The sequence below is a fragment of the Alcaligenes faecalis genome (genome assembly GCF_005311025.1).
In the GTDB taxonomy this organism is placed as follows: Bacteria; Pseudomonadota; Gammaproteobacteria; order Burkholderiales; family Burkholderiaceae_B; genus Alcaligenes; species Alcaligenes phenolicus.
On record NZ_CP031747.1, the window covers coordinates 1,256,558 to 1,270,228 of the forward strand.

The window sequence follows — 13,671 nt, forward strand, 5'->3', positions numbered from 1 at the left end:
CCAGTCTTGTAGATATGGATACGAAATCCCTCCAGTCTTAAGTCGGGAAACTCAAGCAATGTCGCCACGCCTACGCAGTTTGTCTTCCAAGTCATCTGATCCTAGAAACCCTGTCGATAGAGCTTCTCGCGACAAGACCCGAAATCGCCTTACGCCGGTGGCCCGAGCCATCGCGACCTTGCTGCTTACAGGGGGGGTAAGTGCGCAGGCTTATGCGCAAACCCAGCCCGTATCAGGCGCGTGGTTCGCGTCGCGGGGAGCGGTAGAGCGCAATGTCTCCGGCGCCCAAGGTGGAATGGTTGATCCGGGCAATGGCCTTTTGAACTCGGCGGCACGCCAACATGCCGAAGCACGTCAGCAATTGGCCCGTTCGGTCGAGAACCTGGGTCGTACCGCCAGTGCGATTGCTGCTCAGCAAGCTGCACAAAAAGCCGCGCGCGAGGCTGCTGCCAAAGAAGCCGGTGTGCCGGACGGTTATGTGCAAGGCGGGGTGTGGGATCGTGATGCTGCAGGCAATCTGCACGTCTGGACCGGCGCAGAGCGTCCGGTGCACACACAAGACAATGGTCAGCACACCGTTGCCATCAAGCAGACCGAAAGCAAAGCCGTACTGAATTGGGAAAGCTTTAACGTGGGCCGCAACACCACGGTGCAGTTCCAGCAAAAAGCGTCCGATGCGGTGTTGAACCGTGTTGTGGGGGCAGAGACCGCCCCGAGCCAGATTCAAGGCGCCATCAAGGGTGATGGCACCGTGATGGTGGTGAACCAGAACGGGGTGGTGTTCAGTGGCACGTCTCAAGTGAACGTGCGTAATCTGGTGACAGCCGCCGCCAAGATCACGGACCAGCAATTCAAGGAAGGTTTGTATGGCAAGGATGCCAACACGGCGTCCTTCACTAATGCGCAAGGCAAGATCGAGATACACGCCGGTGCACGTATCGGCACACACGCATCCGAGACCGTGAACCAGGGCGGGGGCTATGTGCTCTTGCTGGGGCAGGAAGTGCACAATGCAGGCAGTATCTCGACCCCGGGCGGGCAGGCTGCCTTGGCCGCTGGCGAGAACTTCATCATCCGCAAGGGGATGGGGACAGAGGAAAACGTCAATTCCACCACCCGTGGCAATACGGTGGTAGCTCAGGCAGGGGCATCCGACAAGGCGGGCCTGGTTCGCAATACGGGCGTGATTCAAGCCGCAACGGGCGACATCACCTTGGCCGGGCGCACGATCAGCCAGGACGGCGTGCTGGTGGCCAGCACCTCGGTTCACAACCGAGGCACGATTCATCTGCAGAACAACAAGACGGATGCTCAATCCAGCGTGACCTTGGGCAAGGATAGCGTCACAGCCATTGTGCTGGACGAAAGCGCTGCTACCGCCCTGGATGTGCAACGCGAAGCTCTGATCAAGGAATCGGACAAGGAAGGCGACGGCCTGCGTCATCGCCGTGATCAGTCGCTGGTACAGATTGCCAGCGGTGGCGATGTGGTTTTTGACGCCGACAGCCTTACGCTGGCGACGGGTGGTCAGGTCTTTGTGGACGCGGCCAGGAACAGCGAGGTACGTCAGGACGCCGTGATTGATGTGTCCGGCCATGTGGGTGTTCGCGTGGCGATGGAAGCCAACAACCTGATGATCAACATTCAGGGTAATGAGCAACGCGATGCTCCGGTCAACCGCGAGGGCGACAATCTGCGCAGCAGCGATGTCTGGCTGGATCGCCGCAACCTGGTGTTTGTTCCTGCTGGCACCAATGGCTATGAAAAGGACCGTTGGTACACCGCGGGCGGGCTACTGGAAGTGGGTGGTTATCTGGGGGTCGCCAGCCACGGTATCGGCGAGTGGGCCGCCCAAGGTGGCACCGTGCAGTTCAGCGGTGCCAGCGTGGTGACGCGTCCCGGCTCCTTGATCAACTTGTCGGGCGGCACGCTGGATGTACAAAGCGGTTATCTGCGCCAAAGCTGGCTGCGGGGTGTGGATGGCCGTCTATACGCGGTCGATAGTGCACCGGGCGATTTGCTCTACACCGGCTTGTACAAAGGTTACGAGCAGACCAGCGCGCGCTGGGGTCAAACCCGCAGCTTCTATAACCCGATTCTGGCTCCTACCCAGCGTTACGAAGAAGGCTATACGGTAGGACGTGATGCGGGCCGCCTGGTTATTTCGACCAAGGCGGCGGACCTGCAAGGGCATATCGAATCCGAGGTTTACCAGGGCCCGCGCCAGATTCAGGCACCGGCTCCCAAGCTGGATGGCTATCAGCAGTCACAAACGGCTGTAGCGCGTCGGGCCGAGCTGATTCTGGGTGGTTGGACACCGGTTTATGACAAGGACACGCAGAATCTGCGTTATAGCCCCAGTGCAGTGGTTGAGCAGATTGTGATTGGCAAGGCTCAGGCGCAAGAGGGGGGTGAGCAGTCCGACGCGACGTCCGGCCCTTCTCGCATCAGCCTGGATTCCGATTGGTTGACGCAAATGGGTCTGGGGGCTCTACGTGCCTATGCCAGCCAAAGTGTGGAAGTCAATGACGCGCTGGAGCTTGCTCTGGGGGGCGAGATCGCGCTGCATGCCAATCAAGTCGATGTGAAGGCTGACCTGACGGCGCGCGGTGGCCGTATTTTGCTGGGTGATATGGTGGATAAATGGACCAGCGCCAGTTTGGGCTGGCAATCCAGCAAGATTGCCGATGTGGCAGCCGGCGCTATTGCTGCCACACGAATTGACTCAGGTGTCACCCTGGATACCAGAGGCTTCTGGAGCAATCAGGAGATGGATAGCCGCGCGATGCGCTATCTGCCGTGGCGTAATGGTGGTGAAATCATTTTGCGCAGCAGCGGTGATGTGACTGTGGCCGAACACGCGCTGCTGGACGTCTCTTCGGCGGCGGCCTATATGGCCGATGGCTCGGTGCTAGGTGGCAAGGGTGGCAATATCACTCTGGCCGCTGATGCGTATATATCCGGCGTATCCGGCATAGGTGGACGACTGGTCTTCGAAGGTGAAATCCGTGGTCATGGTGTGGCTGGTGGTGGCACCTTGCGCTTGCAGACCGGGGAGACTGTCGTGTTGGGTGGCACGGTGCAGGGCAGTGATGGCGTCCTGCAGGCGGGTCAAAGCTCTCTGGCCGATTTGCTGACGACCGAGGCCTTTACCATTGCTGCTGGTGCGATTTTGCCGGTGGATTTCCACTACATGCGTACCCATGCCGCCGCTGGCGAGGTTATTGGCGGGGCGCCCAAGGTTGAGCAGGCCAATCAGTCCAGCTGGATTCATTTGACGACCCCCTGGACCTTGCCCAAGCCAAGCAACGAGAACTCCAGTTATTCGGTTTGGCTGTCCAATGGCCAGCAGTTGCGGGTAGACGGTTATAGCTGGAGCGTGGCGCCAACCTTGCCAGCGGGAACGGTGATCATGGAGATCATGAATCCCGCCGGCTTCCCGACCAACTATGTGGTGCCGGCAGATATCCTGCCTGATGGCATTGCCATTGCGCCATCCCCCGGTGTTTACAAGGCTGGCACGGTCGCTCATGCCGATTTGAGCTATAGCGCAGGCACCTTGCTGCGTGCCGGAACGCGCTTGACGCAGGATGTGGCCGTGGGGACCATGCTGCATCTGGACAGCAGCCTGTTCCAGAAAGGGTTTGCGAATTACGACGTGATAGGCGGTTACGGCGTGGCCGTGGCAGAAGGGGCCAATCTGGCGCTGAACATGCCCGTCATGCAGCTGGATCTGCCCGCTGCACGTCAACTGGCCAATGGTGGGGATCTGAGCCAGGTTGCCTCCCTGTGGTTGCCACCCGAGTTCAGCGAATCGCCCGAAAAAGGCTCGATCAGCCAGCGCGGCGGTGCCGATCTGAGCTTGACGGCAGGTTTTGAGTACAAGCAGCAAGATGTGGACCCCAGTGGCCCCACCCTGTCCGTGGGCAAGGCGGCGCATATTAGCGTAGATGATGGTCGCAACATTATCTTGCAAGGCAGCGGTCAGATTACGGTGGATGGCTCCTTGCGAGCCTCGGGTGGCAAGATCGGTATCTATGGCCTGAGTGCTGGTAGCGAGGACGTGCGCCACCTCAAAGGACACGACGGTTCAATCTGGTTGGGCAGCAATGCCGTGCTGGATGTGTCGGGCAAGGCCATGACGGCTGTCGATACCCAGGGTCAACGCTACGGCAAGGTGCTCAATGGTGGTCGTATCGAAATTGGTAGCAAGTACCAGCAGGCTGCGACGCAGGTCAAGGCTATCGACAGCTTTGTCATTGTGCGCGAAGGCGCGCGCCTGCTGGCATCCGGAGCCGCAGCGACTTTGGACATGCCTGGTCAGGGCGCGCAAACCATCGCTTCCAATGGCGGTGTCATTCATCTGGCCAGCTTCAACGGACTGTATCTGGATGGCGATATGCAGGCCTGGGCCGGTGGTGCCAATGCGGCAGGCGGAACCTTGTCGGTCGCCCTGGAGTCGCCGAACTATGAAATGTCAGGTGGGCCGGGTGATCGCGTGCTGGCACACCGTGAAATGACCTTGGTGCAAGAGCAGCAACTGGAGAATCTGCCGCTTGATCTGCAAGCTGGTCGTGCTGATGCGGGTTTGGTCTACGGCCATGCTCGTTTGGGTGTGGACCGCATTCAGGCGGGGGGCTTTGATAATCTGGCCCTGCTGTCCAACGGCATTTTGTCGATTGAAAACGGTGTGGATTTGCAGATGGGCCAAAGCCTGCATCTGGCCACCCCCAAGATTGCCTTGGCCCCTGGCTCAATGCCCGGTGCTACGGTCAAGCTGGCCGCGCCTCATGTCCGTTTGGCAGGGGCAACGCATCCCACCCGCGACAAGTATGTGACTCCGCTGATTCAGGCTCTGAACAGTAATGAAGGCCGATTGCCCGAGCTGCTGCCAGACTCCTATCTGCGTATCGACGCCAATGTGCTGGACATAGCCAACCAGATCGCCTTCGGTGCATTGGGCCGGTCCTTGCAAAGTGGCAAGGCCGAGGTATCGCGTGCCGGCTTTGATACGGTGGATTTGCGTGCGCAGAACGATCTGCGTTTCCTGAAGCATTCGGTCGGTGATCGTACACAGTTGCTGACCGAAGGGGATCTGGTGCTGGCGGCTGGCCGCATTTATCCGGGAACTGGCGTGACGGCGGAGGTGATTTCCGGCCGTTATATCCAGCGCGATCAGTGGAATAACCCGCTGACACAGTATGACCCGCAGCGCAGCTTGCGTATCGAGCGCATTGGCAGTGGCCCTGTCGCCCAGCCTTATTCTGCCTTGGGTGTCTTGCGCCTGATGTCGGGCAATATTGATCAGGGCGGTGTGTTGCTGGCTCCCTTGGGGCAGTTGGAGTTGGGTGTGGGTGTAGGTGGTGCCTCGCAAGCCCCAACCTCCATGGTGATGCGCCCTGGCAGCATTACCTCGGTCAGTGCCGCGGGTTTGATCATGCCCTACGGCGGGACGGTGGATGGGCTGACCTATAACTATGCAGGTAGCGATGCGCCTTATGTGGGCCTGGGCGGTCTGCTGGGTAATCTCAGCCTGAAAGCCACCAGCGTGGACGTGCAAGAAGGTGCCTTGCTGGATCTGTCGGGTGGTGGAGAACTGACAGGAGCAGGTTTCCTGCCTGGGCGGGGTGGTTCTACGGATGCCCGTCTGCACCCCCTGATTCAGAGCACCAATAACGGCTTCATGCTGCCCGAGCTTTCTGGCAACCCGGTCTATGCCGTCGTGCCAGGTGTACAGCAAGTGGTGGCGCCATTGGCGGCCGACAATGGTGCAGGCGATCCTATGGTGGGACGCCAGATTCATATCGGAGAGGGCGTGCCGGGCCTGGCCGCAGGGACGTATACCTTGCTGCCCTCTACCTACGCCTTGTTGCCTGGTGCTTACCGCGTTGAAATCAGTGGTTCGGGCAGTGCCAGTGCGGCTATGGGTGGCACCATTGCAATGCGTAATGGTTCCTACAATGTGGCCGCTCGTTTGGGGATCGCCAATACCCATGTCATGGATGCCATGCCCTCGCGCGTGGTGCTGACCTCGGCAGACACTCTGCGCCAGTATTCCCAGTACAACGAAACGTCTTACTCGCAGTTTGGGCTGGACTGGGCCATGCGCGATAGCGTCCCGCGCCCTCAACTGGAGCGGGATGCCCGCCAACTGCAGCTGGAGGCGAACCGTTTGCAGGTGGCGTCCGGTGTTGCCAAGTTTGAACCGGCCCCGAATGGCCGTGGGGGCAATGTGGTGCTGACTGGTCAGCGCATTGAAGTGCTGGCTGATGGGGCAGCGCCGACCGCAGGCTTTGATGGTATGTCGGTAGAGTCCGGTGTGCTCAATCGCCTGGGGGCGGCAGGCATCAGTATCGGGGGGGCACCTACCTCCACGTTTGCCTTGCAAGGTTATGGTTCGACCCGCGATGCCTGGCGTGTCAGTCTGGGCAACACGCGCACAGATGAAATCTATATTCGCGGCGGCGCCGTGCTGGAAGCAGCGCAGGTATTTCTGGTGGTGGGTAATCGTGAAAAGGGCCTGACGGTTGAGCAGGGCGCCACGATCAACACTTTGGGCAAAGGCGCCGCGCCCTGGGACTCCAGTGAGGGCTATGTGCTGCAGCCCGGCCAGAAAGGGGTTCTGGCCTTGAGCAATGGCTGGCTGGATGTCACTTCACCCAGCAACGACGATAGTTGGGGCACGGTAGGGGCGGGCTTTCTGCATATTGGGACTTGTGCCGTCGGTAGCAGCTGTTCGGGTGAAACCCGTTTGTATTCTGAAGGCACGATTACTGCTGCCACCAATAAAACCTTTGAGCTGGATGAGTCGGTGCGCTATGGCACACGCAATCTGGTGCTGGCTATGGGTGGCATCAATGTGGGCGGAGCGCAGGCCCTGTCCGACGCGTCTGTTGCGGGTATCTTGCCCTCCGGTCTGACGCTGAATCAACGTGTGCTGGAGCGCTTGCTGCGCGGCGATACCCAGATGGGGGCGCCTGCATTGGAGAACCTGGTGTTGACGGCGCGTGACTCCGTCAACTTCTATGGTGATGTCAATTTGAGCACGCTGGACCCGGTGACAGGCAAGTCGGCACTGGAGCGCCTGGTGTTAAGCGCAGCTGCCATTTATGGCTATGGCGACGCACATAGTGAAGCACGTATTGAAACCGGAATTCTGGTCTGGAACGGAGCCACGACACCGGCGGGTAGCATCGTGGAAGGTGGCGCGGGCACGGGGAATGGCCGTCTGGTATTTGATGCTCAGCAGATTGAGTTTGGTTACGGCCCGAAAAGCCAGCCCGATACCGTGGGCATGCACGACCGTCTGGCCTTGGGCTTTAGCAGCGTGAACCTGAATGCCTCCGAGCGCATCACAGCCAATCACAAGGGCAGCTTGTCCGTGTACCACAGTCGTGGTGCCTGGGATGCAGCCAGCAATGGCTGGACCTATCAGGGCGGCAATCTGAACATCAGCACCCCCTTGTTTACCGGACAGGCCGGTTCGGTCAACAACATCCGTGCAGGTGGCAACATTGCGGTGACTCGTCCGCAGGGGAGCAGCACGGTGCAGCCTGATCTGGCCACAGCGGTGCACGCCTTGGGAGCCGAGTTGAGCCTGGATGCTGCCAGGTCCCTGGTCTGGGACAGTGCGGCCTTGCTGCCTAGCGGAAAGCTGAAGCTGTCTGCTCAGGACGATGTGGTTCTGCAAGAGGGTGCGCAACTGGATCTGGCAGGGCGTCCGATCGGCTTTTTTGATGTGAACAAGTACAGCTGGGGTGGCGAGGTTGTGCTGGAGAGTCGCGGCGGCAATGTGACCCAAGCGGCGGAATCCCTGATTGATGTATCGGCCCAGCACAATCGTGCAGGCAAACTGACGGCCCTGGCCTTGAACGGCTTGGTGGACTTGCGTGGCCGTATGTTGGGAGCTGGAACAGGGCATTACGATGCGGGCGGTACCTTGGTGCCTTTTGCCTCCGGCTTTATTGAGCTGCGTGGACAGCAGATTGCGGACTTTGCGGGACTTAACGCCCGTCTGAATGAAGGATCGGTGTGGGGTGGTCGCAGCTTCCAGCTGCGCCAGGGAGATCTGCTCATTGGCAACGAGCTTAAAGCGCGTGAAGTCAATGTCTCCGTGGACAATGGCAGCCTGACGGTCAACGGTACCATTGATGCCAGCGGTGAGCAGGCGGGCAGCATTCGCCTGGCTGCCAAGCGAGGGGTGACCCTGACTGGCAGCGCCGTGCTGGATGCCAGTGCCAGTGTGCTGCGTCGGGACAGTTATGGCCAAGTGATTGAAGCACCTAACCGGGCTGTCATTGAAATTGATTCGGGCCAGGGTCGTCTGGTTCTGGTCGATGGCATGCGCATGAATCTGAGTGTGGCTGGTTCCCATGCGAATTACGGCACTGTCGCTCTGAACGCACCGCGCCTGGGTGGCGCGACGGGCAACGATGTCGATATTGATGCACGCGGTGCACTCAACATTACCGGGGCCAGGTCGATTGCCGTCAATGCTTTCCAGCAATACGACGATGCGCAGCTCGGCCTCGATGAAACGGTAGATGGTCGCAGCTACCAGCGTATCGATCAGGACTACTTGCGTCAGAAGCATCTGGATAGTGAAACCTTCATCAACAAGGCTCTGGCGAATCAGGCCTTGATGCAAGGCAAGCTGGCCGGGCTGCGTGCTTATGGTGATCAATTCCACCTGCGCCCTGGTGTGGAGATTGTCAGCAATGCCGTCACGAATCCAGATGGTGATCTGCATGTGGATGGGGATATTGATCTGTCGGGCTACCGCTATGCCAGCGTAAATCCTCATGCTCAGAAAAGCTCGGTATATGGCTCGGGCGAGGCCGGGGCCCTGGTATTGCGCGCCGCTGGAGATCTGACGATTTTTGGCAGTTTGACGGATGGCTTCAATACCTCCGTGCTGGGTGTCACGGCTGATGATGGTGGCTGGGTTCTGCCCGCAGGTCGTATGCCTTTTGGCGGTGATCTCATCATCCCCCATGGCGGCATGGCCACGCTGGACGTGGGGACCCAGTTCGCGGCCGGTCGTACCGTTAACTATGACCTGCCCGTGGAGGGCATGAGCTTGCCACGCGGCACCGTAATCCCCAGCCTGATGAGTCTGGCGCAAGGCCTGTCCTTGCAGGCAGGAACGGTGCTGTCAGCGGCCGTGCTGGATGCGTCCGGGCAAGTGGTTTATGCCGCTGGCACGGTCTTGAAAGAGGCTGTGACACTACCAGCCAATATGCAGTTGGCCGCGGGCTTCCGTTTGCCGGAGGATGCGCAAATGGCGGCTACTCTGTGGCCCAAAGGCGTGCCCTTGCCGGTGCTCATGAAATTGAACCAGCAGGTTGCCTTGAAGAAAGGGGCGCTGGTGCCTTCCGAGACGGACGTGGTATTGCCGGGCGGGGCCGTGATGGTTGATCTTCGTCCTCGAGATGGGGATGACACGCAAGGTCGTATGCTGGCTTTGGCCCCCATGTTGGCCGCTGGGTCGCAGTCCTGGGATTTGCGTCTGGTTGCCGGGGCGGATACCTCGGCAGCGGATAATCGCTTGACGTTGATTGATGCCGAGCGTCGCTTGATGCTGGCGGATACGCACTTTGGCCTTGGCGTGAAATCAATCGAAATTCCAGGAACGGGTAAACCAGCGGTGTATGGCTGGGGAGAGGTCAGCCGCTTTGAAGAGCTGATTGAATTGCTGGCGGGGGGCTATTGGTTGAGCTTTGTGCCTGTCTCTGGTGAGCAGGTGACACAGGCTCAGATCGAAGAGCTGCAAGCGTACGGCATTATCGGTGCCGATGTCACTGAATTGAATATTTTTGGCATGGGCGATATGGCCGCCGAGCTCTCGCCCGCTACACCGCCCGAGATGCAAGACGTGAAACAGCCCGCCCGTGAGCAACTGTTCAGTGTCCTGCGTACGGGCGTGGGTGACCTGGATCTGGTGTCTGGTGGCGACATCGAGATGAATTCGCTGTATGGGGTCTACACCGCGGGCACGCCGTCGGCATCGATGGGGGCGGCCTATAACCAGGCGCGTGGCAAGTTGTTCGATGGCACGATCTTGCGTGCGGAAGGCAAGCGTTTCGAGTCGCTGGTCGACGGTGGTGCGGACAGCCTGTACCAGGCCTGGTATCCCGAAAAGGGCGGCAATGTGTTGCTGCGTGCTCAAGGCAGTGTGAAGGGGGATCTGGTCGGCAATAACGACGGCAAGAATGATCTGAGCTACACCTTCTACAACACGCGTCAGCAGATTGCTTCTACGGCAGTGGGTAACTGGTTGTGGCGCCAGGGAACGGGTAGTGCAGTGTCAGCCTCGGAAGGGACTCCCAGTGCCTGGTGGGTCAACTTCGGGACATATGTGGCGGGTACCGCAAATGGCGGGTATAGCGAGTACGACACCTGGTTGTTTGCCAATGATCCTTTCCTGGCCGGCTTTACCGGAGTGGGTACTTTGGGTGGTGGCAATTTGACCGTGGAGGCCGGGGCGGATGCCGGCATGTTGAACCAGCGCGGTATTCGCAGCAGCTGGAATCAGCAGACGCATACGCCGCGCAGCCAGGGCTTGCATCTGGTGGTGGGCAGCACAGGCCGAATCACCCCGGGGGGCGAACTGGTACAGACAGGTGGCGGGGATCTGGTCCTGCGCCTGGGCGGCACACTGAACCCGAACCCCGATGTGCGCTTGAACGAGCATGATCTGAACAGCACTTTGGTGAATTTGCGAGGAGCCATTGCTCTGGATGCCGGCGCGGTTGGTGGGGTAAAGCTGGGCTTTGGTGGAACAGATCAAATGGATACGCGTCCTGGCAATATTTATGCCAGCGGCGGAGGGGCCGCAACCGGTGGTCCGATTCTGGTCTTGGGTGATTCCGCAGTACGCATGCAAACGCGGGGCGATCTGGTGCTGGGCAGTACGGTAGACCCAGGGCGTACCTTGTCTTTAAGCTCAACGCCTTTCTCCGTAGATGGCCAGCACTATGACGGCAATGGCTGGTCCTGGTTCTCCTTGTGGACACCGGCGACGGCGATTGATTTGTTGAGCGTGGGGGGCAACCTGACGCCCACCACGTCCTGGGATGAGCGCAATGCGTATGAAGATACGCGTTGGGGCGACCCAGGCCGCAACCAGTCTCATAACGCAGATGGTCATTTTTATCCTTCTATCCTGCGTGCGGCGGCCGCCAACGGCAATATTCAGTATGGAGCCAGTGCCAGCGATGCCACTGTATCCAGCAATTCGATATTGCGTTATGGCTTTGGTACGGTACTGGCCCCTTCGCCAATGGGCGAGCAGTTTGTCAACGCAACAGGGCGTGGTGAACTGCAGTTCCTGGCGGGGGGCTCCATTCAGGCGGCCGGCTATGTTTTCTCGGCCTCGGCGGCAGACGCAGCGGCCATGTCCAGCCCTTTCCGTCCTGCCTTTGTAGGCTTGCTATCGCAGACAGGGGGCGGCGAGTACGGCTATAACCCTCGCATTATTCATAACGTGGATGGCGAGGCCGTCAAGCTCAACGACTGGTTCACCGTCAGCAGCAAGGCGGTCACTTCGCTGTACGGAGGCCGTCAAAATACAGGTTCCTTGTTTGTGTTTGGTACGCCGGTCAATATCGGTACTGCCGCAGCTCAACGTCAGCCTGCTCGTTACTACGCTGTCAACGGCGACATTGTTGGCTTGCGCGTCGGTCAGGAAGTGTTGTTGGGGTACCCTCCAGGCTCGCAGGGCTCACGTATGGAAGGCTCGGTTCCTGTGGCGATTCGGGCCGGGCGTGACATTACCGACTCGGGCACACGCCTGGGGCAGAAAGATGCGGTGGCAGGGGCCAAGAGTGCCACTGCGACGACACGCGGTAATTTGATTACCCATGCCTGGGCAGACGATATTTCCATTGTTGAAGCGGGTCGGGATGTCCGTAACAGCAGCTTCTACATCTTGGGGCCAGGTTTGCTGGACGTGTCGGCCGGGCGTCATGTGTATCTGGCTGACAAGGGCGAGATCAAGAGTCTGGGGCCCTTGAGCAGTGCCTTGTCCGATAGTCGTGGTGGTGGCGCCAGTATTTCGGTCTCGGCCGGAATGGGCGAAGGAGCGCATTGGAACGACTTTGCGGCGCGCTATCTGAACCCCGAGAATCAGGCTGATCTGGAGCTGCCGTTTGCAGATCAACAGGGCAAGGCGCTGTACATCTACAGCGGTGGCCTGACGCTGGGGCAATGGCTGCAACGCGAGTTTGGCTACACAGGTGATGAATCCGGCGCACAAGCCTTCTTGCAGGAGAAGCAGGGAGAGCTGGATCAGGTACGCGATCAGGCCAGGGCTGAAGGCCGCAATGCCTCCAGTCGTCCCTTGGCGCGCGAGTACAAGCTGGAGAGCCAGCTGCATCTGGTCAACTGGTTGAGCACCCGCTTTGGCGACAAGAACGGCCTGGGCCTGCATTTTGATGCGGCCAGCATGGACGCCCGCAGCTTCTTCGAGGCCTTGCCGCCCGAGCAGCAACGTAGCTATCTGCGCAATGTGTACTACGCAGAGCTGAAGGCATCGGGCCGTGAGTACAACGATAGTGACAGCAAGCGCGCAGGCAGCTATTTGCGTGGCCGTGAAGCGATTGCCACCTTGTTCCCCGAACAGGATGCTCAAGGCAAGGCCTTGAGCTACACGGGTGATTTGACGATGTACAGCAGTGCGCTGTATTACGACGCGGATTACGTGAACAACACGGCGGGCAAGAGCCGGCCTAATCCCAAGCTGGATTACATCACCAAGGCCGAGTGGGAGGCCTTGGGCAGTCCGGGTTACAACGTGTCGTTCTACGACGTGCTGGATGCAGGTATTCACACCAACTTTGGTGGGGACATCAGCATCCTGACTCCAGGCGGTCGTGCTCTGGTGGGGATTGATGGTGGCTTTAACCCTGGTCCGGGATCAGGTGTGATCACGCAAGGGGAAGGGGACATCAACTTCTTCTCGCAAAGCGACATTCTGATGGGGCAGAGCCGGGTCTTTACGACCTTTGGCGGCAATATTCTGGCCTGGTCGGCAGCAGGGGACATCAACGCGGGTCGGGGTAGCAAGACCACGGTGGTCTACACACCGCAGCGTCGTGTTTACGATCTGTTTGGCAATGTGGCCTTGTCACCATCAACACCGAATACCGGTGCGGGTATCGCTACCTTGAACCCGGTTCCCGAGGTCCCGCCAGGTTATATCGATCTGATTGCGCCATTGGGAACGGTGGACGCGGGCGAGGCAGGGATTCGCGTGTCGGGCGACATCAATATCGCCGCCTTGCGTGTGGTCAATGCAGACAATATTCAGGTACAGGGCGAGTCCAAGGGAATTCCGGTGGTGGCGACTGTCAACACAGGCGCCTTGAGTAACGCCAGCGCGACAGCATCTTCGGCCGCATCGGCGGCGCAGGATACGGTCAACCGCGCTCGTGCACAGGCTCGTCAGAATCTGCCTTCGGTCATTACTGTGCAGATTCTGGGATTTGGGGATGCAGGGCAGTCAGGGGGCGGGGCCACATCATCAGGAGCAGGCCCAGCGACTTCCAGGATAGATGCCTCTGCGTATCGCCAAGACAGTACGGTGCAGGTCCTGGGACTGGGCGCCAATCCGCAATCCGCTCTGGATCGGTTGACGCCCGAGGAGCGGCGGCGGATGACACTGTAGCCTGA

1 protein-coding gene is annotated in these 13,671 nt (G+C 59.5%); it reads left to right on the forward strand.

Features of this window, described 5'->3' with window-relative positions; genetic code table 11:
- Window positions 1-58 precede the first annotated feature (58 nt).
- Window positions 59-13,666: a filamentous haemagglutinin family protein gene (locus tag D0C27_RS05735; protein ID WP_137430605.1), complete on the forward strand. Its 13,608-nt coding sequence runs from the start codon at window positions 59-61 to the stop codon at window positions 13,664-13,666.
- The last annotated feature ends 5 nt before the right edge of the window (window positions 13,667-13,671 follow it).

Excerpts from the sequence above, each read along its gene's own strand:
- D0C27_RS05735 (WP_137430605.1), top strand. The coding sequence starts at position 59 with ATGTCGCCACGCCTACGCAGTTTGTCTTCCAAGTCATCTGATCCTAGA.